Source organism: Flavobacterium sp. DSP2-3-1, assembly GCF_049896865.1.
In the GTDB taxonomy this organism is placed as follows: Bacteria; Bacteroidota; Bacteroidia; order Flavobacteriales; family Flavobacteriaceae; genus Flavobacterium.
On record NZ_JAFCVD010000006.1, the window covers coordinates 153,200 to 177,712 of the forward strand.

Below are 24,513 nucleotides of genomic sequence, written 5' to 3' on the forward strand. Positions count from 1 at the left end.
AAATTTCCGAATACTAATTCCGTTAAAAAGTGATAATTGTCACTTAAGCCAAAATAAAAAAATCCCTTTCAGTTTGACTTGAAAGGGATAACAAATTAAAAATCTAGGTATTAATGATTAGGCAGTTCCTTTTAGGATTTTATTCCAATAAAGCCAAGGCAGAATTTTAGTTTTAAGAATCCACATGGCCCAATTTGGTTTTGCCTGATTTATGGGAAAAGTCATTTTCGGCGTATTAGAATAATCAAATTCAGCCAGCATTAATTTTCCGTATTGTGTTGGAATAGGACAGGCGCTATAGCCGTCATATTGTGCTGTAACGGTCTTTTTATCCATGATTGCCAAAAGGTTTTCAACCACAACTGGGGCTTGTTTCCGTATTGCTGCACCTGTTTTACTAGAAGGCGCATTGATACAATCACCCAAAGCAAATACATTAGAAAAACGAGTGTGTTGCAGTGTGTTTTTGTCAACTTCTACATATCCCAAAGGATTTTGTGCATCTCTCAATGGACTGTTTTTTATAAAATCGGGTGCTGATTGCGGTGGAACTGCGTGACACAAATCAAAGTTCAAAGTTACTTTTTTAAATTCTTCCACGCCGTCATTTTCGACAATGCCGTAATAGCCTGCATTTTCAGAAGATAGTTTTTGAGTTAAATTGTCATCAATCTCTTTAGTTTCAAATTCAACTGTTTTATTTTTACCATCAATTGCTGTAACATTAGCGTTATAATGAACGTGAATATTATATTTAGCGATCACTTTTAGTAGTGTCTCCGCATATTCTTTGACACCAAATATTACGCTTGCTCCAGAAATATAATGAACATCACATTTATCTAAAATTGCTTTTTTGCGCCAGTAATCGCACGCTAAATACATAATTTTGTGTGGTGCTCCTCCGCATTTTATAGGCGTTGTTGGGTTTGTAAAAACCGCTGTGCCACCCGGAAAATTTTCAATCATTTCCCAAGTGTATGGCGCGTGTTGAAAAGAGTAATTACTACTGATGTTATTTTTTCCTAAAGTTTCCTCCAGTCCTTTTATTTTATTCCAATCCAATTGAATCCCTGGGCAAACTACTAAGTAATCGTAAGTGAGTACAGCGCCTGAACGGCATTTTACTTTGTTTTCATTTGGCATAAATTCGTACACCGCTTCTTTGATCCAGGTAGTGTTTTTTGGAATAACGTCTTTTTCATTTCGAACGGTTTTATTGATGTCAAAAATTCCAGCACCAACCAGTGTCCATGCGGGTTGATAATAATGTTTTTCAGAGGGGTCAATGATTCCAATGTTTAAATTACTTCTTTTACGAAGTAACTGTGAGGCTACAGAAAGTCCTGCATTTCCTCCACCTATGACAAGTATTTGATAATGGTTTGGCATTTTTTGATTTTTAAGAAAATAAAACGACCAATAGTATTGAGTATTTCATTCTTATTTAGTGACTTATGTCACAGAGGGTTTTTATTTTAGAAAAAGTTCTTTAGTTATAATATAAATTCCCATCACTAAAACAAACCAACCAAAGGCAGGTTTCAGTTTGTTGCCATCAATTTTTTTGGATAATGCTGTACCAATAAAAATTCCAATAACTGCAAATGCTGAAATGGTAAATAAGAATTGCCAATCGATAACGTTTTCTCCACCTTCTCCAAAAAAACCGATTAAAGATTTGGCAGCAATGATCACTAATGAAGTCCCAACCGCTTCTTTCATACTAAGTTTACTCAAAATAACCAAAGCCGGTATAATTAAAAATCCACCACCAGCTCCCACAAGTCCGGTAATTATTCCAACAAGTGCTCCTTCTATAAGTATCAGTGGATAATTGAATTTTTGTTCATGTGGTTCTTCAGAAACTAGTTTTTTGTCTTTTTTAATCATGCTATAAGAAGCAATGATCATTATTACAGCGAAAAGCAGCATTAAAAAAAGGTCTTTAGTCAAGATAAAGTTTCCAATAGAAAACAGTTCTTTCGGAATTGCAGGAACTATTACTGCTCTTGTTGTAAAAACGGCAATAATGGACGGAATACCAAAAACAATGGCAGTTTTGATGTTTACCAATCCTTTTTTGAAATATCCAACACTACCCACGGCACTTGTTAAACCAACAATGAATAATGAATAGGCTGTTGCGATCACGGGTTCAACTGCAAATAAATAAACCAATACAGGTACCGTGAGAATACTTCCACCACCTCCAATTAGTCCTAATGCAACGCCAATAAGTATTGACGCAAAATAACCTAAATATTCCATAATTTTAAATTTTATGATGCAAATATTGTCAGTTTAAATTTTAGTTACAGTAACATTTATCACACAGAGGATTTTTTTTAAAATTATAATAGGTTTTCCAAACAAGTATAGAAATCCTTTTTATTTCATCTTTTGAGGCAGTAGGCAGTAGGATGATACAGGCCATTAATTTTTTGATTTTTTAAGATTATATTTTAAAAGTACGCTAAAATAGAAGCTTTTTTTGATTATCTGAGAAATTTGTTTGGTCTCAAATTCGATGTCTGAAGTTCAACAGTAGAATACTTAATGAAGTATGAAATAATTTCAGATTGTTTGTAGCAATCTATCTTTTGGTACAAAATCGTGTTGTAAATAGAAAGTAGATTCCTTATAATTACCGCCATAGCAGTAAAATAGCTTGTTAAGTTTTGAGGAAAGTAGTTGTCAGTCCTAAAAAAACCTGTAAATTAATTATTTACAGGTTTTTTTTTGGAGTCGCCGGGATTACAATCGAACAACTAACTCCTATATCAATGTTTATAGATAAAGTCGAAAAATAACATTCAATCCCTTTGTTTATATGAATTTTTTATTTTTATTTTCAATTCTTAAAATCATTTTTTTGATCAATTGTTTCTTGTATTTTTTATCTTTTATTGTAAAAATTAAATTTTTTAAGATAAAAATTACTCCTTAAATATGATTTTTGTGTTCAAAAGTCGAACAACTTTATTTGATGTGGTTTTCATAGTTTTTCGATGAACGTTTTATGTTAAGTAATTCATGAAGGAATACCATGAAGAAAGTAATTAGATATTTGCTATTTAATGCTCTTGGGCAAAGCAATGGCTCAATTGCGGCACAGGAATTATGTACTGATCAATGAATTTAATTTAATAGTGCTGCGTTGATTGATACTTTTATAAATGTAGGTAAAAGTGCTAAAACTTTTAATAGACCAGATTTTATGAGATTACAGAAATTTGTTTCTAAATATTAAGATACAAGCCATTTTATAAATGTGGAAAAGTAGTTTACTATTGCTTAACGTTTAATTAATTAAAATTGTGTTTATTCTTCATTAATGTTTTTTTGAAAGAACTGCAATCGTTTTCGCTTTCTTTTACTTGTTAAACTTAATTAAAATTGTTTTTTCTTTCATTACTTTTATTACTTTTGGCTTCCAAATGAGATTAACTGTTTTTTTTCTATACCTGTTTTTCTATCTGCAATGCGGAGGAAATTATGTTCATGCTACCTCGCATGAAAATGACACTTACAGCTCATTAATTTCCAAAATTGTACATTCGGATGAAGTAAAATTTGCTAAGACGATTTCGGGCAGTATTATGATTAATGCTGGTGGTTTTGATCTAGAAGAGGAATGCTCCAACAGCGATTCTCTTAAAAAAAGAAATTTAAATAAAAATTTTACCGAAAAATTTGGCGTTTCAAAAGTTTGGTATCAGACATTTTCTTGTCAGTCTGTCATAAACTATTGTAATAAAAATTTTAAAATCTTCGCGCCATTTTGTGGCCAGTCATATCCTATTTATATTATTCAGCAGGTATTAAGAATTTGATTAATACTGAAATCAGTTACTAAATTTTGAGGTTGCTTACTTTTTGAACGCTTTAAGCTTTCATTTATAGTATGCCAGTTCCAATATTTTTGAAAACTGATGACTTTTTATTTCTAAGGAATTCCCAATTCCAAGTATTTAATCGCTTAATTTTCATTTTACATCATGAATAAAATACTCGTGTTCACGGGCTTGATTGCCTTGTTGTGCCTAACAAGTTGTACAACAAAAAAAGAAGAAAAAGAAGAAGAGACGAAATTTATTGTTACCAATCCCATAAAGATTGATACTTCGTTTACCAAACAATATGTTTCGCAAATTCGTTCTGTACGTAACATTGAAGTTCGATCGCAGGAAAAAGGATATTTACAAAACATCTATGTAGATGAAGGTCAATATGTAAAAGCAGGTCAGCTATTATTTAAAATTATGCCGGGAATGTATCAGGCAGAATTGCTAAAGGCACAAGCAGAAGCAAAAGGCGCTGAGATTGAATTACAAAATGCCAAAACCCTTGCCGACAAAAATATAGTTTCCAGAAACGAGCAGTCTTTGGCTCAAGCCAAATTAGAGCAGGCAAGAGCTGAAGTGGCTTTGGCAAAACTACATTTATCATTCACTGAAATCAGAGCGCCATTTGCCGGAACTATTGATCGCATTCCATTAAAATTAGGAAGTTTAATAGATGAAGGAGCTTTACTGACTAGTCTTTCTGATAACAGTCAAATGTTTGCCTATTTTAATGTTTCAGAACCGGAGTATCTAGAATATCAAAGTAATATAAAAGATCGTGCCACTAGTAAGGTAAGTCTGCTATTGGCTAATAACCAAGTTTTTCAGTTTAAAGGTAATGTTGAGGTGATTGAAAGTGAGTTTAATAATGAAACAGGAAACATTGCCTTTAGAGCACGATTCGCGAACTCAAACAAATTACTAAAGCACGGTGAAACAGGATTGGTTCAAATGAATGTTCCGCTTAAAAATGCTATTGTAATTCCTCAGAAAGCTACGTATGAAATTCAAGATAAAAAATATGTTTTTTTGGTAAATAAAAACAATGTCCTGGAATCCAAAGAAATTATTATTACTGGTGAAATCCCGGATTTGTATGTCGTTTCCAGCGGAATTACTGAACATGACAAGATTTTACTGGAAGGTATTCAAAAAGTTAAAGACGATGAAAAGATAAAGTATGATTTTGTAAAATCGAAGGACGTCATCGCCCATTTGCGATTAAAAACGGAATAGGATTATAATTTTCAATTTGGCTTAACTATAAAAAAATAAATATAATGTTTAATAAATTTATTCAAAGACCAGTTTTGTCGATAGTAATATCGCTCATAATTGTCTTTTTAGGAGTCTTGGCACTAACCAATTTGCCGGTGACTCAATTCCCTTCCATTTCGCCACCAAGGGTAAATGTAATAGCAGATTATCCGGGATCAAATGGAGAACTGATGATCAAGTCTGTCATCATTCCACTTGAGAAAGCACTCAATGGAGTTCCCGGAATGAAATACATGACTTCAGATGCGGGTAATGATGGAGAAGCTAGTATTCAAATAATTTTTAATTTGGGTACCGACCCGAATCAGGCAGCGATAAATGTTCAAAACCGTGTAGCCTCTGTAGTCAATAAATTACCGCCATTAGTGGTAAGAGAAGGAGTGAAAATTACGCGTGAAGAATCGAGTATGTTGATGTATGTGAATCTTTACAGTACAGATAAGAACACGGATCAGAAGTTTTTGTACAACTTTGCAGAGATTAATATTCTCTCTGAGTTAAAAAGGGTAAATGGAGTAGGATTTGCTGATGTTTTGGGTAATCGGGAATATGCGATGAGAATTTGGCTGAAGCCAGACAGAATGTTAGCCTATAAAATTTCTGCGGAGGAAATTATGGAAGCGTTGGCAGATCAAAGTTTAGAAGCTTCACCAGGTAAAACAGGGGAAAGTTCTGGTAAAAGATCGCAAGCATTTGAATATGTACTGAAATATTCGGGCCGATTTACAAGTAAAGAACAATATGGAAATGTAGTACTTAGGTCGAATCCTGACGGCGAAATTTTACGATTAAAAGATGTCGCCAATATTGAGTTTGGAAGTTCTATGTATGATATTTATTCAAACTTAAACGGAAAACCTTCTGCTGCAATTGTTTTGAAACAATCTTACGGAAGTAATGCCAGTCAGGTTATTAAAGATGTAAAATTAAAATTAGCTGAAATCAAGAAAAATTCTTTTCCAAAAGGAATGGATTATGAAATCAGTTATGATGTATCTAAATTTCTGGATGCTTCCATCGAAAAAGTAATTCATACTTTGGTAGAAGCTTTTATTTTAGTGGGTTTAGTAGTGTTTCTTTTCTTGGGCGATTGGAGATCAACAATTATACCGGCTATTGCCGTGCCTGTTTCCCTTATTGGAACCTTTATGTTCATGCAATTATTCGGGATTACACTAAATCTTATTACTTTATTTGCACTAGTATTAGCCATTGGAGTAGTCGTCGATGATGCTATTGTAGTCATTGAAGCCGTTCATGCTAAGATGGAGGAAGAACATCTCTCACCTTTAAAAGCTACTAAAAAAGCAATGCATGAAATAGCGGGTGCTATTATAGCGATTACTTTCTTGATGGCAGCAGTATTTGTTCCGGTGGCATTCATGTCTGGACCCGTAGGGATTTTTTATCGTCAATTCTCGATTACAATGGCAACTGCTATTATTCTTTCGGGTATTGTGGCACTAACGCTTACACCGGCACTTTGTGCGATGATGTTGAAAAGCAACCATGGCAAACCTAAAAAGAGAACGCCAATAAATCGCTTCTTAGATGGTTTTAATTCTACGTTTAATAGTACTGCCGAGAAATATCAAAGCGTTTTAAGTCGCATTGTAAGCCGAAGAACCATCACTTTTATTGCGCTTATAGGTTTTTGCGCGGGAACTTGGTTCATCAGCAGTACTGTTCCTTCAGGATTTATTCCTAATGAAGATCAAGGAATGTTTTATGCTATCATCCAAACGCCTCCTGGTTCTTCCTTAGAAAGAACAGATAATATTGCTGAAAAATTGCAGAAAATTGCGGAAACTATAGACGGTGTGCAATCGGTATCAGCTTTGGCAGGATATGAAATTCTTACGGAAGGTACGGGAGCCAATGCCGGAACTTGTTTGATTAATCTTAAAGAATGGAGCGAGCGAAAGCATTCTGTACAGGAAATAATGACCGAATTAGAAGAGAAAACCAAAGATATTCCGGGTGCCAATATTGAATTTTTCCAACCCCCAGCGGTGCCAGGATATGGAGCCGCAGGAGGTTTTGAACTTCGTCTGCTGGATAAAGCAGGGTCAGGAGATTACAAGAAAATGGAAAGCGTTAATAATGATTTTGTCAAGGAATTGAATAAACGTCCGGAATTAGCATCCGTGTTTAGTTTTTACAGTGCTAGTTTCCCCCAGTATATGATGAAAGTCGACAATGATTTGGCACAACAGAAAGGGGTTTCCATTGAAAACGCCATGAACACTTTATCAACATTGGTGGGTAGTAATTACGAAATCAGTTTTATCAAATACGGGTTTAATTACAAAGTTATTGTACAGGCCGCTCCTGAATATCGTGCCCTACCTGAAGATATTTTGAAATTATATGTCAAGAACAGTCGGGAAGAAATGGTGCCTTTCTCCGCTTTTATGAAGTTGGAAAAAGTGTATGGACTATCGGAAATCACCCGACATAATATGTATAATTCTTCTGAAATTAGTGGATCAGCTGCGCCAGGATACAGTAGTGGAGCCGCTATTAAAGCTGTACAGGAAGTAGCAGAGTCAAAATTACCCCGAGGTTTTGGTATTGATTGGGCGGGTATTTCTGCTGATGAGGTTTCACAAGGAAATCAAGCCGTTTGGGTTTTCCTAATCTGTTTAGGTTTTGTATATCTTGTTTTAGCAGCACAGTACGAAAGTTTCATTCTCCCGTTATCAGTAATACTCTCTTTACCAGCAGGTATTTTTGGAGCCTTCCTTTTATTGAAATTAACAGGTTTAGAAAACAATATTTACGCACAGGTAGCCATGGTGATGCTGATAGGTTTACTGGGTAAAAATGCAGTTTTGATTGTCGAATTTGCAATTCAAAGGCATGCCGCCGGAAGAACCGTGCTTGAAGCAGCAATGGAAGGCGCAAAAGCCAGATTCCGTCCTATTTTGATGACCTCATTTGCGTTTATTGCAGGCTTAATTCCACTGGTATTTGCTACGGGTCCCGGTAAAATAGGTAACCGAACTATTGGTACAGCGGCGGCAGGAGGAATGCTGATTGGAACTATTTGCGGAGTATTTGTTATCCCTGGTCTTTATTATGTTTTTGGCAGAATTGCTGAAAAATACAAACTGGTAAAAAATGAAAAAGAGAATCCATTAACCGAAGAATTTGATAATAATCATGCAAAAAATAAAGAATTATAAATATATTGTCCCGCTAAGTATTTGTCTGGCGTTGGCAAGTTGTGCTCCAGCGTTAGCGCCTTTGATAGAAACCAAAGCAGTTCCACAATCTTTTTACAAGAGTACGGATACTACCAATATAGCCGGGACGCCTTGGCGAACTTATTTTAAAGATCCTAATTTGATAAACCTGATTGAAATTGCTTTAAAAAACAATCAGGAATTACAAATCACTTTGCAGGAAATTGTGATTGCCAAAAGTGATATCCGTGTCCGTAAAGGAGCTCTCTTACCAAAAGTTGGTATCGGCGCAGGTGCTGGGATTGAAAAAGTGGGCAGATATACCAGCCAGGGTGCCGGAGATGCTTTAACTGAAATAAGACCCGGCCTAGAAATGCCAGAACCATTAGGCGATTTGAAAATAGCCGCTTATGCCAATTGGGAAGTAGACATATGGAAAAAATTACGGAATTCTAAGAAAGCAGCTGTAAGCCGATATTTATCAACCGTTGAAGGAAAGAATTTTGTGATAACCAATCTTATCGCTGAGGTTGCCGATTCGTATTACGAATTGCTGGCCTTGGATAACCAATTGGATATTGTTACACAGAATATTGCGTTGCAAAGCACCGCTTTGGAAATTGTAAAAATTCAGAAAGAAGCGGCTAGATCGACAGAATTGGCTGTTCAAAAATTCCAGGCTGAGGTAATGGCTTCGAAAAGTATGGAGTTTGAGATTCTTCAAAATATAAAAGAAACGGAGAATAAAATCAATTTCTTGTTAGGGCAATACCCGCAGGAAATAAGGAGAGATAAAACGAATTTTACCAGTAGGTTGCCATCGGTAATTCATACCGGAATTCCCTCTCAATTATTAGCGAATCGCCCTGATATTAAACAAGCCGAAATGGAATTGGAGGGAGCAAAATTAGATGTAAAAGTAGCGCGTGCTGAGTTTTATCCTTCATTAGATATTAAAGCGATGGTTGGGGTTAATGCTTTTAAAGCTACTTACTTGTTTACATTTCCAGAATCGTTATTGTATTCATTAGCGGGAGATTTTGCAGCACCGTTGATTAACCGGAATGCAATAAAAGCGGAGTATAGTGCTGCGAATGCCAGACAAATTCAGGCATTGTACAACTATGAGCGTACGATTCTTAAAGCGTATCTCGAGGTTTCCAGTCAGCTTTCTAAAATTGATAATTTGGAAAAAAAGTATGAACTGAAAGCGCAGCAAGTAAATGCTTTGAATCGTTCGATTGCGGTAGCAGGTGATTTATTTAAGTCCGCCAGAGTGGATTATTTTGAAGTTTTGATGACTCAGCGCGATGCTTTGGAATCCAAACTCGAACTCTTAGAGACCAAAAAAGAGCAACTCAACGCAGTAGTTCATATTTACAAGGATTTAGGTGGCGGTTGGAAATAAATTAATTTGAGTTTCTAAAAAATCGTACGTTACCAATTAAATATAAAAAACATTTTTAGACAGTAGCGAGCACAAGTTTACTACTGTTTTTTTATTTTATAAGAACAGATTTAAATTTGGTTTTGATCCCGCTATCATCTTAAAGGTCTTTTTTTCGGAATCTAAAAAGGAGCCATTAAAATATAATTTAGAATTTATGAGAGGAGTGGTTTTTATTTAGGGTAAGTTGTATTTGTATGATTTTAACCTTATAATTCAATAAAAACTGTTCGACTTTTACTGTGACCATAATCATTTTTTAGTATGTAACTATTTTAATATGAAGTATTTATGTTTGTTTTTGTAAAATTTATTTTTTGCAATCTAACCCCTCGTCAAGCTTTGGTTGTATTGGGATTTAGGCATAAAAAAAACCCTGTAAATCAAATGATTACAGGGTTTTTTGTGGAGTCGCCGGGAATCGAACCCGGGTCCAAACAAGCAACTAAAAAGCTTTCTACGCGTTTATTTTCTGATTGATTTTTCGATAGTGTGCTAGGCCAGAAACAGCCACACGCTACTTATCTTCTTAATTTTGAAATCCACCCGAAGCTCATGGAAATCTAGGTTTATTTTTACGGTTCCCCTGAACTGAACGCCACAAACCAAGGCTTTCAAGGAGAATCCAGCTTTCCTATCTGATAGGAACGTGGCTTAATCGTACTATAATTCGGATTATGCAGCTAAAGCGTAGTTATTTTCGCCGTGTAAAATTGTAAGATCTTATATTTACGAGCAAGGTCTCAATGCTCGACGTGCTTACTTATCAATTCGACTTGCTGTCAAAACCAGTCGACCCCTTTTTTTTTCAAAATCCAAATCTGAATTTTGAGTTTGCAAATGTACACTTTTTATCTGAACTACTATTGCAGAACTGGAAACACTATTTTAAAAATCATTCCTTTTTTATTGGTCTTTTAATTTGAACGGATAGTCGCCAAATAAAACTGCCAGTTTCCGAACGTCATACGTTTTTCGGGTAAATTTATTAGAAAGTGCAATAATGGTAACACCTTCCTTTCTCAAAGTAATGTACGACGACGTATTCCCGTGCCACCAACCATTGTGAAAATAAAAATTTTGTCCCGTTTCCCAATTAACCATTCGAATTCCAAGTCCGTAATTTTTTGTTCCTTTACGTTCATTGCTGTAACCTTTGTATACTTGACTTTGCAGGTCGGCCGTTAAAAAAGTGGAATTGTTTCTGGCTCTGTCAAATTTCAATAAATCACGCGGTGTAGAGTAGATATTTTTGTCTCCATAAACGGCATCTAAGTAATCTTTTCCTATCTCCACTTTATTTCCTTTATAAGAAGTTACTGCCGTATCTTTATCTTTTTCGTATTCAAAAACATAGGTGTTTTTCATGCCAAGTGGCTCGAAAATAATTTGTTTCATGGCATCTTTGTACCGAAGCTTTGTGATTTTTTCAATGATTAATGCTAACATGGCATAATTAGTATTGCAGTAACTGAAACGGGTATCGGTTTTGAATTCTAAACCAATTTCTTTGGTAGCCATGATCGTCAGGATATCTTGATTGGAAAGTATGTTGTGTCTATCCCAAATCGTTTTGTCACGATCTGTAAAATAGGCGTAATTACGCATGCCGCTCCTGTGATTCAATAATGTCCGTATGGTCACATCCGGGTATGGAAACTCTTTCAAGATTGTGTTTACCTTTTGATCCAATTCGATTCGTTTTGCATTTACTAATTTTAAAATAGCAGTCGCTGTAATAACCTTGCTAACTGATGCAATGTGTAACGGAGTGGATTTAATAATTAATTTTTTATCTCTGAAATTCGCATAGCCTTCATATTTTTCGTAGATAATTTGGCCGTTTTTAGCGACCAGAAAGCTTCCGTTTGCGCTGTTATTGGGCCAGTTTTTTTTGTAAAAAGAATCTATTTCTTGTTTTTTTGAATTGATGTATTCAGCAGTTAGTTTGGGCTCTGACTTAGTTAACGGCTTCATTTTAGGCAATGTACTCTTTGGGAGTTGGGCATCACTTAACTCAACTTTCTTTTTCTCCTTGTTACAGGAACTCAAAACCAAAAAGAGGAGAAATATATGTAGTATCTTTGTTTTTTTTATAAAAATCATTTCTTTAATGCTAGAAAGGCAAATATATAGAATCAATGTCTTTTCAGACGTTGTTTTTTTCAAACCTTAACACTATTTTATCAATAGGTAGGAAGCATGCTTTTTGTATTATTTTTTACGTCAGAGAATAGTAATTTTTTGCCTGCGGTTTTTAATTAAAAAATAAATTCAATTTAGTTTATAATGTTATATTTGTAACAAATTGACAATCTAAAGTTATAATAAAACAAATCAAAACCCTATCATACTTATGAAATTTGGAATTTTAAAAGAAAGAAAAAATCCGCCGGACAGAAGAGTTGTTTTTTCGCCTGAAGAGTTGACAAGATTGAAACAATATCATCAAAATATTACGGTACAAGTCGAGCGTTCTGGTATTAGGGTTTTCACCGATGATCAATATGAAAGTCTCGGAATTGAAATGACCGATGATATAAGTGATTGCGATATTTTGTTTGGGGTAAAAGAAGTACCGGTAGAACATTTGATTCCAAACAAAACCTATTTCTTTTTTTCGCATACTATTAAAAAACAGTCGTATAACAGAAAATTGTTACAGGCTATTTTAGAAAAAAATATTGATTTATACGATTACGAAACAATTGTAGATGCTAACAATCGCAGATTAATTGGTTTTGGGCGTTATGCAGGAATAGTAGGTGCATACAATAGTATTCGCGCCTTCGGAATCAAATTCGAATTGTTTAAATTGCCAAAAGCAGAAGCACTTTCAGGAAAAGAAGCATTAATTACCCATTTGAAACGATTGGTTTTACCTCCTTTAAAATTTGTCATTACAGGAACTGGAAAAGTGGGGAATGGTGCGAAAGAAGTTCTGGATGCCATAAAAATAAAAGAAGTTTCGGTTGAGAATTATTTAACAAAAAACTACACCCAGCCCGTTTATACTCAGATTGATGTCTTGGAATACAACAAACGCAAAGACGGACAGGTTTTAGATTTTACTGATTTTTACAGCAATCCTAAAGATTATGTTTCTGATTTCGAAAGATTTACAAAAGTATCGGATATTTATATTACAGGACATTTTCATGCTAATGAAGCGCCAATAATTCTTACCCGGGAAATGCTGCAATCAAATGATTGCAAGGTCAAAGTAGTTGCTGATGTTTCCTGCGATGTCAATGGTCCAATAGCCTGCACACTCAGATCATCAACAATTGCGGAGCCTTTATACGGATATTTTCCAAGTGAAAACAAAGAAGTTGATGTCTTTCATCCTGCAGCAGTGGTGGTCATGGCAGTTGATAATTTACCCTGTGAATTACCCAAAGACGCGAGTGAAGGCTTTGGAGAAATGTTCTTGGAGCACGTTATTCCAGCGTTTTTTAACGGAGATAAAGACGGTATTTTACAACGAGCAAAAATTACCACAAAAGGAAAACTGACGCCACGATTTAGCTATTTGCAAGATTATGTTGATGGAAAATAATTCTATTATCTTATAATACTAATTAAACCTGCCATATACTGTTGCAGGTTTTTTTATGGACTTTAAAGTAATAAAAAACTCCTTTTTTTAGAAACATTATAAATCAATTAACAGCACAGAATTTTTGACTCGACAGGAAATGATTAATTTTGTCAAAAGTAGAAATTTATAATGAAAAAAAATATTCCGATTTCCCTATTAGAATTAGCGATAATTACCGAAAATAGTAATGCAAGCGAAACATTACAAAAAACAAAAACACTGGCACAACTGGCTGACAGTTTAGGATACAAACGATTTTGGTTGGCGGAACATCATAATATGGCGCATGTAGCCAGCACTGCAACGGTTGTACTGATTGGGTATATTGCCAGTCAGACCCAAAATATTCGCGTAGGTTCAGGTGGTATCATGTTACCAAATCATGCTCCGTTAATTATAGCGGAACAATTTGGCACTCTTGAAATTTTACATCCAAACCGTATTGATTTAGGATTAGGAAGAGCGCCGGGAACGGATGGATTAACCGCACAGGCGATTCGAAAAGATTTTTACGAGCAATCACAACGATTTCCTCAAAATGTGGCTGCGCTACAGAAATTTTTCTCAGAAGATAATGCTACTTCAGCAGTGCGTGCTTTTCCTGCCGAAGGGACGAAAGTTCCCATTTGGATTTTAGGTTCCAGTATGGATAGTGCTGCTTTGGCTGCTGCCAATGGATTGCCATACGCTTTTGCTGGACATTTTGCACCAAAACAAATGTACCAGGCATTTCAGTTTTACCGGGATAATTTTGTGCCTTCAAAATATTTAAACCAACCCAAAACGATGGCTTGCGTAAACGCAATAGCCGCAGATACCGATGAAGAAGCCGAAAAATTGTCGACCAGTTTAACTCAAATGTTTCTGAATTTAATTCGCAATGATAGAAGACCATTGCAACCGCCTGTTGATTCCTTAGACGGAATTATGAGCGAAGAAGAGCATTTTCATGTCAACCAAATGACTGCTTGTTCCTTTGTAGGAAGTAATGAAAAATTAGTTACCGAATTGAAACAGTTTATTGATTACACTAAAATAGATGAACTGATGATTACCAGTCCAATTTTTGATCATGATGATAAATTGAAAAGCATTCGCATCATGAAGGAAGTAATGGATGCAATTAATACCTTATAGAATAGACGAAACGTTAATTTTTTTTGTACCATATAAGTAATACAAGTTTTTGTAAACAAAGCTAAATTATTAAATCTGCTACTGAAAGAAATTTAAACCAATAAACCCTGCTACGTTAAATTGCAGGGTTTCTTGATTTATAACTCATCATTAATAATTCATTATTTAAGGCTTCCTACCATATCTTCCGGTTTTACCCAAGCTTCAAAATCTTCTGGAGTTACGTACCCTAGACGAACAGCTTCTTCTTTTAATGTTGTTCCGTTTTTATGTGCAGTTTGAGCAATTTCAGCTGATTTGTAATACCCAATTTTAGTATTCAAAGCGGTAACTAACATCAATGAATTGTCAACTAATTCTTTGATACGCTTGTAGTTTGGTGCAATTCCTTGTGCGCAATGCTCGTCAAAAGACATACATGCATCACCCAGTAATCTCGCTGATTGTAAAAAGTTTGCAGCCATTAGCGGTTTGAAAACATTCAATTCGTAATGTCCTTGCATTCCTCCAACAGAGATTGCAACATCATTCCCCATAACTTGTGCGCAAACCATCGTTAATGCTTCACATTGTGTTGGGTTTACTTTTCCTGGCATGATGGAAGATCCCGGCTCATTTTCCGGAATAAGGATTTCTCCAATTCCTGAACGTGGTCCAGAAGCTAGCATACGTACATCATTGGCAATTTTATTCAATGAAACCGCCAATTGTTTTAACGCACCGTGCGTTTCTACGATGGCATCGTGTGCTGCTAATGCTTCAAATTTGTTTTCGGCAGTTACAAATGGGTGTCCTGTAAATTCAGCGATATATTCCGCTACTTTTACATCATATCCTTCTGGAGTGTTTAATCCGGTTCCAACAGCAGTTCCCCCTAAAGCCACTTCTGATAAGTGAGCCAACGTATTTCTAACCGCTTTTAAACCGTAGTTTAATTGCGCTACATATCCGGAAATTTCCTGTCCTAGTGTTAGCGGTGTAGCATCCATTAAATGCGTACGACCTATTTTAACCACATTGTTGAATTCAACTGCTTTTGCATGCAGTGTGTCTCTTAGTTTTTCAACACCGGGAATAGTAACTTCAACAACTGCTTTGTAAGCTGCAATGTGCATTCCTGTCGGGAACGTATCATTTGAAGATTGTGATTTATTTACATCGTCATTCGCTTTGATGAATTGTTCGCCTTCGCCAATGTTGAATCCTTTTAACACTTGCGCACGATTTGCAACTACTTCATTTACGTTCATGTTACTTTGCGTACCGGAGCCGGTTTGCCAAATTACCAATGGAAATTCAGCATCTAATTTTCCGGCAAGAATTTCATCACAAACAGCAGCAATGGCATCACGCTTTTCTTCTGGTAAAACTCCTAAATCACAATTGGCATAAGCGGCTGCTTTTTTAAGATAAGCAAAACCTTCAATGATTTCTTTTGGCATCGAAGCCGATGGACCTATTTTGAAGTTGTTTCTTGAACGTTCTGTTTGTGCGCCCCAATATTTGTCAGCTGGAACCTGCACTTCACCCATGGTGTCTTTTTCTATTCTGAATTTCATTTTGTTGTTATTTAGGAATAATTATGTCGTATACTACTTTTTAGCCCCGATGGAAATGGAAATCCTTTTCTTTTTTTCTTTAAAAAAGAAAAGATTGGAGTGAACAGCGGGAAACAGCTCCAAATTCTGAGTTCAAAAATACGGATAATTCCTTTTTTATAAAAATTGATTGATAGTTTTTATGGTTTTTTATTGGTGCGAAAAGGAATTAAACTTACATTTGTGGCTACATTCAAAATTCCGGAAAACATGTTTGAATTTTCACAGTACTTAGGCTTTTTACTTTTCTTAACCATTCTTACTATAGGATTTTGGTTGATGTTTTTTCTAGTTGGTTTCGTATCCTACTGGGTAGGTGGAGCTAGTTGGGAAGCATACAAGGAGAAAAGAGCAAAAAAGAAGCAAGAACAATCAGTTTAATCTTTTTGTTAAATAAAAAAAGGACTCATTTATGGGCCCTTTTTTTTATGCTTATACTTTTCAATCTTATTAGCTCTAATGATTTATAAAAAAAAGGACCCATTTTCATAAGTCCTTAATTTTGTTATCCTTGATAATCACCTTCGTTATCTCCTTGATTTCGCTTAGGTTGTTCTCTTTCGTTTTTAGGTTTATTGAAACGGTATGTGAATGATAAATTAAATTGTCTTTCTCGCCACTGCATTTCGCTGTACGAATTTACAATTCCTGGAAGATTACTTTCCATCATTCTTTTTCGGGAGTTGAATACATCACTCACGTTGAATGAAAGTGTTCCTTTATCCTTCAAGATGTCTTTGCTGAACGCTATATTTGCTGCAAAAATACCTAAGCTTCTTCCTTGGGCATTATTTTGCGGACCGTTATAACTTGCATTAGTCTGCCAATCAATTTTGTATGGTAACGTGATTTTTGAAGTCAGTCTTGTAGACCATGAAGTTGCTACGTTATCAAAATTTTGTACAATTTCATTATTTTTAAAATCAGTATAAGTAAAATCACCTTGCGTTTCGTTTCTGAAGAAATTGAAATTACTGTTTAATTTCCACCATTTATATGGAGAATAATTTAATGTGAATTCAAATCCAGTTCTGTATTCCGTAGCCAAATTGATTGGAGAACTAATAAGTATGGGAGTTCCATTTACGAAATCACCTGATTCTCTTCTTGCAAATTGAAAAACATCTGTAGTTTTATTTAAATAAAGCGAAGTATTAAAGGTTAATTTCTCCCATCTTTTGATGTAACCGAAATCAATTGCGTCTGAAAATGCAGGATCTAAATCAGGATTACCAACAAAAATATTTATGTTACTTGACAAATTACTGAACGGATTCAACATTCTTCCTCTTGGTCTTTGAATTCTTCGGCTATAGCTTACAGAAGCGCTGCTTTTATCGGAGATTTCATAAGTGAAGAAAGCACTTGGAAAAAAGTTATTGTATTTTTTAGTATTAAAATCATTAGTTGCTAATTGATTGATTTCAATATTGGAATCTTCAAAACGCAATCCGAAAAGGGCAGAAAATTTATTAATTTTCACACCATACTGTGTGTAAATTGCATTAACTTTCTCTTTGTATTCTAATGTATTGGTGAAGTTGTTATTGGTTACTCCATCATTTTTAACGCTGTAATCCGTAAGTAATTCAGAGAAATCACCACGGTATCCTGCTTCAAACTGGCTTCCTTTACCTACAGGTAGCACATAATCCATTTGAAGTAAATTTCTGCTTTGGCTTTGATTGTTGATTGTCGTATCAAATTTTACCACACTTGTATTTGTGGCCGTATCCGTAATTAATGCATTATTAATGTCATCATTTGTAGAGAACGAACCATCAAATGTTAATTTATGACCATCTTTTTTAAATTTTTTAGTAAAGTTTGTAGTAAATTCTACATTCTCACTATCACTATTTTCTAAATTGATACGATTGCGGGTGTAATCATAATTAAATCCTGCGTCATAATTATTCTGAAAAACATTGTCGACATTATTTCCATCACTTTTTCTGTAGTTAAAGGTGTTGGTCCAAGAGAGGCTTTCGCTTAAATACAATTCCATCCCAAAGTTTCCATTGTATCCTTTATTGTCTCTTTCGTTCTCTCTCGTTTCATTTACATAATTTCGAGTTGAATTGTTTGCATTTAAATATCTTGAATCGGTAAATGCATTTCCAGGATTGCTACGATCATTGTATCCTTGCGTAGTAAAAAGATTAAAGTTTTTTGATTTGTAGTTTAATGTACCACTCAAACCATAATTTTTAGGATATCCGGTAGTGGCAATAAATGTTCCGTTTAAACCTTGATTTTTTCCTTTTTTCAGGATGATGTTCAATAAACCCCCACCACCTTCAGCATCATATCGTGCCGATGGGTTGGTAATCACTTCTACTTTTTCAATCGCATCTGCCGGAATCAATCGAAGTGCTTCCGCGATATTAATTGCATTCGAGGGTTTACCGTCAATAAGAACGCGTACATTTTCATTTCCACGAAGACTAATATTTCCTTCTACATCTACAGAAACAGAAGGAATGTTGTCCAAAACATCACTTACAGTTCCGCCTTTTACCATAAGGTCATTTCCTACGTTGTACACTTTTTTATCTAATTTAATTTCAACCGTTGTTTTTTCAGAACGAATGATAACTTCATTCAATTGATTGGGATTTTCTTCTAAACTAATCAAACCTAAACTACTGTTAGACTGTAGGGTTTTCTGTTTTATTTCAAATAATTTAAAAGATATAAATTCAATTTTTATGTCATAAACTCCCGGTTTTACCTCAATATCAAATTCTCCATTTGGATTTGTAATTCCACCAGCAACAGGTTTTTGATTATTAGGTTCTAAAAAAGTAATTGTAGCATATTCCAGGGGTTGTTTACTTATTTTTTCTACTACTTTTCCTGAAATTTTAATTTTTGGAACAACAGCTGCCTGTTGGGCATGACTCAATAGAGTCATGAAAAAGAGAACAAGAATTAATGTGGATTTTATTTTTTTCATTTTTAAAAAAACTTTAGTTACCAAAATTAGATTGCAAAAGTAGCGTTTGGTTTAATAGTTAAAATCATAAAATAATGTTAATTAAAAACAGCTATTTTATGAAATGAAAGATTTTATTTTTTCTAAATCTCGGCCAATGATTGCCTTGTTTTCTATTATAACAATCGGTCTTTCAATTAGAATTGGATTAGCAATCATGACCTGAATAATTTGTTCATTATTCATTTTTTGGTCTTTAAAATTGTCTGTCCAGATTTTTTCTTTTTGGCGCACCAATTCAATCGGTTTCATATTCAATTTTTTAATAATAGTAGATAGTTCTTCAAAAGAAGGCGGGTTTGTCAAATAATTGATGACTTCAAACTCTTTTTCTGATTGTTTTAAAAGTGCGAGACAATTTCTGGATTTTCCGCAGCGTGAATTATGGTATATTTGTATCATGTAATTTGTTTTCAATGGTTATAAATGCGTTATATCAGTTGTAACAAAAATATATATTTGTAAATCTAATCAGTTGTAAAATTAAATTAAAAAATATATGTTTATAGAACAAGGTTTAAAATCAGAGAATACGTTTTGGAAATATATTGGCGGTTCAATACTAATCTTTTTTGCTTCTTTGATTGGGCAGATTCCATTTCTTGTCATTTTAATTTATGAAACAGTATTAAACGGAAAACCTTATCCTACCAGTAATGAAGCAATTATGCGTTTTTTTGAACCGAATCTGAACTTGTTTTTGATGCTGCTTTCGTTTGTGTTTATTATGATCGGCATCATTTTGGTGATCCGACACCTGCACCATCAAACGGTGCTTTCCGTAACTACTTCAAGAGCGAAAGTTGACTGGAACAGAATCGTATTTTCATTTTTGATTTGGGCTGCGGTTACAATTGTATCCACTCTATTTTTCTATTATTTTAGTCCAAATGAATTTGTATTCAATTTTAAACCTATTCCATTTGCTATCTTGGCACTAATCGGAATAGTTCTTATTCCGATACAAACCAGTTCCGAAGAATTTATTTTTAGAGGCTATTTGATGCAGGGATTTGCAAATCTTGCTAAAAACAAATGGTTTCCATTACTAATGACTTCGCTGATTTTCGGAGGAATGCACTGGTTCAATCCGGAAGTTGTTAAAATTGGCCCTGTAATTTTGGTTTATTACATTGGCACCGGATTATTTTTGGGAATTATTACGCTAATGGATGAAGGTATAGAGTTAGCGCTGGGATTTCATGCTGCTAATAATTTGGTTGGTGCTTTATTGGTCACTTCGGATTGGTCTGCATTTCAAACGCATTCTATTTTCAAAGATATTTCAGATCCTTCAGCAGGATTAGATGTTATTTTTCCTGTTGTCATAATTTTCCCGATACTTTTATTTATCTTTAGTAAAAAATACAATTGGAGCAACTGGAAAGAAAAATTGACTGGTAAAATTTAGTTGATTTAAGCTTTAAATAATAATAAAAAACGACTACTCATGACCACTACAATAACATATCAGAACGTTCATAATCTTTTTAAATTGAACGGTTTTCATTTAGATCGAAATGATTTATGCCGAGTAGCGTACAGTTTTATTAAAGAAGGAGATGAGCATGAAAAGTCTGTGGGCGATTTTATACTCGATTGGTTTGACAATAAATCGTATGTGGAATTCAACACGTCAGGAACTACAGGAGCGCCTAAATTAATCCGAATAGAAAAACAGGCGATGGTTGATTCAGCGCTAGCGACGGGTGATTTTTTTGATTTACATCCCGGTGATAAAGCATTGCATTGTTTGCCGACTAAATTCATAGCAGGGAAGATGATGTTTGTAAGGAGTTTTATACTTGGTCTTGATGTAGATTTTGTGGAACCAAGTTCACATCCTTTGATGCTAAACGATACCAAATATGATTTTGCAGCCATGGTTCCTTTGCAAGCGCAAAACGCTTTATCGCAGTTAAATAACATAAAAAAGATTATTATTGGAGGCGCAAAAATGAATACTGCTCTCGAAAAAGGCCTGTCTAAATTAAAAACTACAGTTTATGAAACTTATGGTATGACTGAAACCATTACTCATATTGCTGCCAAGAAAATAGGAGAACTGTCTTTCTCAGTTTTACCCAATATAAAAATTGCCATTGATGATCGAAACTGCTTAGTAATTGATGCTCCAAAAATTTCAGAAAAATCTATTGTAACGAATGATTTGGTCGAAATAGTTGGCGAAAACCAGTTTGTTTTTTTAGGGAGAATAGATAATGTAATCAATAGCGGCGGGGTTAAATTAATTCCGGAGAAAATAGAACAAAAGTTATCCCACAAAATTAATTCGAGATTTTTTGTAACTGGGATTCAAGATGCTGATTTGGGCGAAAAATTAGTTTTGGTAATTGAAGGTGAAAATCAAACATTAGAAGATACTATTTTTGATGATTTGGATAAATATGAAAAACCAAAAGAAGTATTTTATGTAGCAAAATTTACTGAGACGGAAAATGGTAAGGTGAAAAGAAAAGAAGTGCTGGAAAGTATGTAATTCAATCCATCTGGTGCAATTAATAAAAATTGTGATTGATCGTAAATACTAAATCAGCTAAATGGGAACTTAAAAAAAGAGTTGGATGCCCAATTCTTGGTTCAACATAGCTACCGTTTTCTCCGATAAAGTGAAACATCGTGAAGAAATAAAAAAAATATTTGTTTCTATTTGTTCTAAAATAAGAAACTACAACAGCGACCAAATGAAATAAATTAACCCGTTCGGTGTTATTATACTTAAGTTTTAGGAATTACAAATTGTATTGTTAGTATGTAGTGATTTTTTCATTTAGAGGGACGAGAAATCTCATGTCGTGAATTGATAATGTAATTCCTCTTCTGTCGCAATGATAACATTGCGACTTTATATTATTTTTAAACAATTGCACCCTATGGTAATAAATCTGTAATTACTATAAGTATCAAATTTAAAAATAACCTTGTTTATAAAAGCCGTTTTTTGAGTTTAATACTTTTTTGTTTATTGAAAATTAGTTTAAAAATCGATAATTTACTCTAAAGCCAAGACTGTTTTCGGCATGGCCATGAGCTAAAAATTGTGTTAAATTCATCGAAACTCCTAACTTATTTTTATTAGGGCTAATGTTAAAATAGCGACCCACATACAATCCAGAACATACACCAAATTGTTGATCATTGGCGTATTCTGATACAAAACCCATTCCTATTTTACCGTCCTCATCTGATAAAACATAACCAACGCCTGTTTCAGCACCCCAAAACCAATGAGAATTCATATTGAATTGAATGTTCGGTCTAAGACTAAAAAGGCTGAAATTATTGTGGCTGGCTCTTTCTTGCGTCGTACTTTCAGGAGTAAGAGTTCGAGTGTTTTTGCGGATGAATCGGTAGTCATAATCAAATCGGATTCCTAATTCTAATTTCCTTGAAATTATTTTCCCAACTCTTCCATTTAAACCAATTGCCAGTCTGTGTGTCCGATACATTTCGATATGAACCGGTAACGAAGCATTGATTCCCGATTCAAAATAAATAGGTTTTTTTTCTTTTTTTGTGCTATTACTATCTAATTTATTTTGTGCCAATGTATACTGACCTGACAATATCAATATACTAAATAGTAAAACAAAAATCTTTTTCATTTCTTATTCAATTTTAAACTATTAAAATGAATTAGGTTAAGATTTGTTAGTGTTATATAGTCAATGAGGCTGTTTTACTGCTCCAAAGAAGCAGCAACAAAACAGTCCTAAATATACAAAATAATTATTTAAGCAATTGTTAATCAGTGTTAAACCTGAATAACACCAAGGTTGAATTTTTTCTCAATCGGGGAGTGATTGGCCGCTTCGATTCCCATTGAAATCCAAGTTCTGGTATCTAAAGGATCGATAATGGCATCTGTCCACAATCGGGATGCAGCATAATACGGTGAAACTTGTTCATCATATCTAGCTTTTATTTTATCAAACAATTCTTTTTCTTTATCTTCATCCACTACTTCTCCTTTTGCTTTAAGCGAAGAAGCTTCAATCTGTGCCAATACTTTAGCAGCCTGTGTTCCGCCCATAACAGCTAATTCTGCACTTGGCCATGCAAAAATTAATCTGGGATCATACGCTTTTCCACACATGGCATAATTTCCGGCTCCATATGAATTCCCTACGATAACAGTAAATTTTGGAACAACTGAATTAGATACTGCGTTTACCATTTTGGCACCGTCTTTTATAATTCCTCCATGTTCGGATTTAGATCCAACCATAAATCCGGTAACATCCTGAACGAATACTAATGGGATTTTTTTCTGGTTGCAATTGGCTATGAAACGCGTGGCTTTATCAGCACTATCGGAGTAAATTACGCCTCCAAATTGCATTTCGCCATTTTTAGTTTTCACTACTTTTCGTTGATTGGCAACAATTCCTACTGCCCAACCGTCAATTCTGGCATATCCGGTAATAATGGTTTGACCATAACCTTCTTTATACGCTTCAAACTCGGAATTATCCACTAAACGATTGATGATTTCCATCATATCGTATTGCTCATTTCTGGCTTTTGGCAAAATACCATAGATTTCCTTTTCATCAAGCGCTGGTTTTTCCGCTTTAATTCGGCTGTATCCGGCTTTGTCAAAATCTCCTATTTTGTCAACTATGTTTTTTATTTTGTCTAATGCGTCTTTGTCATCTTTAGCTTTGTAATCTATAACACCTGAAATTTCACAATGTGTTGTTGCTCCGCCCAAAGTTTCGTTATCAATGCTTTCGCCAATGGCCGCTTTAACCAAATAGCTTCCTGCCAAAAATATACTTCCCGTTTTATCCACTATCATTGCTTCATCGCTCATAATTGGCAGGTAGGCACCACCTGCAACACAACTTCCCATTACGGCAGCAATTTGGGTAATTCCCATGCTGCTCATTTGAGCATTGTTTCTGAAAATGCGTCCAAAATGTTCTTTGTCCGGGAAAATCTCATCTTGCAAAGGCAAATAAACTCCGGCACTGTCTACCAAGTAGATTATTGGAAGACGATTCTCCATTGCGATTTCCTGTGCGCGTAAATTTTTCTTAGCCGTTATAGGAAACCAAGCTCCTGCTTTTACAGTGGCATCATTAGCCACTACAATACATTGTTTTCCTCGGATGTATCCTATTTTTACAACAACTCCACCTGATGGGCAGCCACCGTGTTCGGCATACATTCCTTCACCAACAAATGCCCCAATTTCAATACTTTTCGCTTTTGGATCCAATAAATAATCGATTCGTTCGCGTGCGGTCATTTTGCCTTCGCCATGTAATTTTTGGATGCGTTTTTCGCCGCCGCCTAATTTCACTACGCTTAATTTTTGACGCAATGCGGAAAGTAAAAGTTTATTGTGGTCTTCGTTTTTGTTGAAGTTCAAATCCATGATGAAATAATATT

The 24,513-nt window shown here is 34.8% G+C and carries 16 protein-coding genes and 1 other RNA gene; 8 read left to right on the forward strand and 9 right to left on the reverse strand.

Translation table 11 applies throughout. The features are described 5' to 3' along the window. Positions 1-117 precede the first annotated feature (117 nt). Positions 118-1,392, reverse strand: a complete 1,275-nt coding sequence (locus ACP7AT_RS08765) for an FAD/NAD(P)-binding oxidoreductase (RefSeq protein ID WP_426063959.1) — start codon at positions 1,390-1,392, stop codon at positions 118-120. Positions 1,393-1,473: 81 nt separating this feature from the next. Then, positions 1,474-2,271, reverse strand: coding sequence for a sulfite exporter TauE/SafE family protein (locus tag ACP7AT_RS08770; protein WP_426063960.1), 798 nt, complete (start codon positions 2,269-2,271; stop codon positions 1,474-1,476). 1,730 nt (positions 2,272-4,001) lie between these two features. On the opposite strand from ACP7AT_RS08770, the gene ACP7AT_RS08775 reads away from it, so the two are divergent. From ACP7AT_RS08775 to ACP7AT_RS08785, 3 genes are read left to right on the forward strand one after another with little or no spacing between them, the layout of a single operon-like run. Further along, positions 4,002-5,084 (forward strand): efflux RND transporter periplasmic adaptor subunit, encoded by a 1,083-nt coding sequence (locus ACP7AT_RS08775; protein ID WP_426063961.1) that lies wholly within the window; start codon positions 4,002-4,004, stop codon positions 5,082-5,084. A 44-nt stretch (positions 5,085-5,128) separates the two neighbouring features. Further along, positions 5,129-8,314: an efflux RND transporter permease subunit gene (locus ACP7AT_RS08780; protein WP_426063962.1), complete on the forward strand. Its 3,186-nt coding sequence runs from the start codon at positions 5,129-5,131 to the stop codon at positions 8,312-8,314. Next, the gene (locus tag ACP7AT_RS08785; protein WP_426063963.1) at positions 8,292-9,722 is read left to right on the forward strand and encodes a TolC family protein; all 1,431 of its coding nucleotides are present in this window, start codon (positions 8,292-8,294) and stop codon (positions 9,720-9,722) included. Before ACP7AT_RS08780 ends, ACP7AT_RS08785 begins: the two co-directional genes overlap by 23 nt. Positions 9,723-10,164: 442 nt before the next feature. On the opposite strand, the gene ssrA is transcribed toward ACP7AT_RS08785, so the two are convergent. Continuing rightward, positions 10,165-10,561: a transfer-messenger RNA gene (gene ssrA / locus ACP7AT_RS08790) on the reverse strand. Positions 10,562-10,667: 106 nt separating this feature from the next. After that, positions 10,668-11,867 (reverse strand): serine hydrolase domain-containing protein, encoded by a 1,200-nt coding sequence (locus ACP7AT_RS08795; protein ID WP_426064037.1) that lies wholly within the window; start codon positions 11,865-11,867, stop codon positions 10,668-10,670. A 250-nt stretch (positions 11,868-12,117) separates the two neighbouring features. On the opposite strand from ACP7AT_RS08795, the gene ACP7AT_RS08800 reads away from it, so the two are divergent. Both ACP7AT_RS08800 and ACP7AT_RS08805 read left to right on the forward strand, forming a co-directional pair. Beyond that, positions 12,118-13,320 carry an NAD(P)-dependent oxidoreductase gene (locus ACP7AT_RS08800; RefSeq protein WP_426063964.1) on the forward strand — a complete coding sequence of 401 codons (1,203 nt, stop codon included), beginning with the start codon at positions 12,118-12,120 and terminating at the stop codon, positions 13,318-13,320. Between the two features lie 171 nt (positions 13,321-13,491). Further along, the gene (locus ACP7AT_RS08805) at positions 13,492-14,499 is read left to right on the forward strand and encodes an LLM class flavin-dependent oxidoreductase (RefSeq protein ID WP_426063965.1); all 1,008 of its coding nucleotides are present in this window, start codon (positions 13,492-13,494) and stop codon (positions 14,497-14,499) included. 161 nt (positions 14,500-14,660) lie between these two features. On the opposite strand, the gene fumC is transcribed toward ACP7AT_RS08805, so the two are convergent. Beyond that, a complete protein-coding gene (fumC, locus tag ACP7AT_RS08810; protein WP_426063966.1) occupies positions 14,661-16,058 on the reverse strand; it encodes a class II fumarate hydratase in 1,398 nt (465 codons plus the stop codon). A gap of 165 nt (positions 16,059-16,223) precedes the next feature. Between fumC and ACP7AT_RS08815 the strand changes: the two genes are divergently transcribed. Further along, a complete protein-coding gene (locus ACP7AT_RS08815; protein ID WP_196853296.1) occupies positions 16,224-16,478 on the forward strand; it encodes a hypothetical protein in 255 nt (84 codons plus the stop codon). Positions 16,479-16,602: 124 nt separating this feature from the next. Here the strand turns inward: ACP7AT_RS08815 and ACP7AT_RS08820 are convergent, their stop codons facing one another. Both ACP7AT_RS08820 and arsC read right to left on the reverse strand, forming a co-directional pair. Then, a complete protein-coding gene (locus ACP7AT_RS08820; protein WP_426063967.1) occupies positions 16,603-19,056 on the reverse strand; it encodes a TonB-dependent receptor domain-containing protein in 2,454 nt (817 codons plus the stop codon). Between the two features lie 96 nt (positions 19,057-19,152). Continuing rightward, on the reverse strand, positions 19,153-19,497 hold the full coding sequence (gene arsC, locus ACP7AT_RS08825; RefSeq protein WP_426063968.1) for an arsenate reductase (glutaredoxin): 345 nt from the start codon (positions 19,495-19,497) through the stop codon (positions 19,153-19,155). A 97-nt stretch (positions 19,498-19,594) separates the two neighbouring features. On the opposite strand from arsC, the gene ACP7AT_RS08830 reads away from it, so the two are divergent. Together ACP7AT_RS08830 and ACP7AT_RS08835 are read left to right on the forward strand one after the other, a co-directional pair. Continuing rightward, positions 19,595-20,506 carry a CPBP family intramembrane glutamic endopeptidase gene (locus ACP7AT_RS08830; protein WP_426063969.1) on the forward strand — a complete coding sequence of 304 codons (912 nt, stop codon included), beginning with the start codon at positions 19,595-19,597 and terminating at the stop codon, positions 20,504-20,506. A gap of 39 nt (positions 20,507-20,545) precedes the next feature. Then, positions 20,546-21,595, forward strand: coding sequence for an AMP-binding protein (locus ACP7AT_RS08835; protein ID WP_426063970.1), 1,050 nt, complete (start codon positions 20,546-20,548; stop codon positions 21,593-21,595). Positions 21,596-22,088: 493 nt separating this feature from the next. Here the strand turns inward: ACP7AT_RS08835 and ACP7AT_RS08840 are convergent, their stop codons facing one another. Both ACP7AT_RS08840 and ACP7AT_RS08845 read right to left on the reverse strand, forming a co-directional pair. Then, positions 22,089-22,721, reverse strand: coding sequence for a hypothetical protein (locus ACP7AT_RS08840; RefSeq protein ID WP_426063971.1), 633 nt, complete (start codon positions 22,719-22,721; stop codon positions 22,089-22,091). Between the two features lie 149 nt (positions 22,722-22,870). Continuing rightward, positions 22,871-24,499, reverse strand: coding sequence for an acyl-CoA carboxylase subunit beta (locus ACP7AT_RS08845; RefSeq protein ID WP_426063972.1), 1,629 nt, complete (start codon positions 24,497-24,499; stop codon positions 22,871-22,873). Positions 24,500-24,513: the final 14 nt, after the last annotated feature.

Excerpts from the sequence above, each read along its gene's own strand:
- ACP7AT_RS08800 (WP_426063964.1), top strand. The coding sequence starts at position 12,118 with ATGAAATTTGGAATTTTAAAAGAAAGAAAAAATCCGCCGGACAGAAGA.
- arsC (WP_426063968.1), bottom strand. The coding sequence starts at position 19,497 with ATGATACAAATATACCATAATTCACGCTGCGGAAAATCCAGAAATTGT.
- ACP7AT_RS08780 (WP_426063962.1), top strand. The coding sequence starts at position 5,129 with ATGTTTAATAAATTTATTCAAAGACCAGTTTTGTCGATAGTAATATCG.
- ACP7AT_RS08765 (WP_426063959.1), bottom strand. The coding sequence starts at position 1,392 with ATGCCAAACCATTATCAAATACTTGTCATAGGTGGAGGAAATGCAGGA.
- fumC (WP_426063966.1), bottom strand. The coding sequence starts at position 16,058 with ATGAAATTCAGAATAGAAAAAGACACCATGGGTGAAGTGCAGGTTCCA.
- ACP7AT_RS08775 (WP_426063961.1), top strand. The coding sequence starts at position 4,002 with ATGAATAAAATACTCGTGTTCACGGGCTTGATTGCCTTGTTGTGCCTA.
- ACP7AT_RS08845 (WP_426063972.1), bottom strand. The coding sequence starts at position 24,499 with ATGGATTTGAACTTCAACAAAAACGAAGACCACAATAAACTTTTACTT.
- ACP7AT_RS08840 (WP_426063971.1), bottom strand. The coding sequence starts at position 22,721 with ATGAAAAAGATTTTTGTTTTACTATTTAGTATATTGATATTGTCAGGT.
- ACP7AT_RS08785 (WP_426063963.1), top strand. The coding sequence starts at position 8,292 with ATGCAAAAAATAAAGAATTATAAATATATTGTCCCGCTAAGTATTTGT.
- ACP7AT_RS08805 (WP_426063965.1), top strand. The coding sequence starts at position 13,492 with ATGAAAAAAAATATTCCGATTTCCCTATTAGAATTAGCGATAATTACC.
- ACP7AT_RS08820 (WP_426063967.1), bottom strand. The coding sequence starts at position 19,056 with ATGAAAAAAATAAAATCCACATTAATTCTTGTTCTCTTTTTCATGACT.
- ACP7AT_RS08830 (WP_426063969.1), top strand. The coding sequence starts at position 19,595 with ATGTTTATAGAACAAGGTTTAAAATCAGAGAATACGTTTTGGAAATAT.
- ACP7AT_RS08835 (WP_426063970.1), top strand. The coding sequence starts at position 20,546 with ATGACCACTACAATAACATATCAGAACGTTCATAATCTTTTTAAATTG.
- ACP7AT_RS08795 (WP_426064037.1), bottom strand. The coding sequence starts at position 11,867 with ATGATTTTTATAAAAAAAACAAAGATACTACATATATTTCTCCTCTTT.
- ACP7AT_RS08770 (WP_426063960.1), bottom strand. The coding sequence starts at position 2,271 with ATGGAATATTTAGGTTATTTTGCGTCAATACTTATTGGCGTTGCATTA.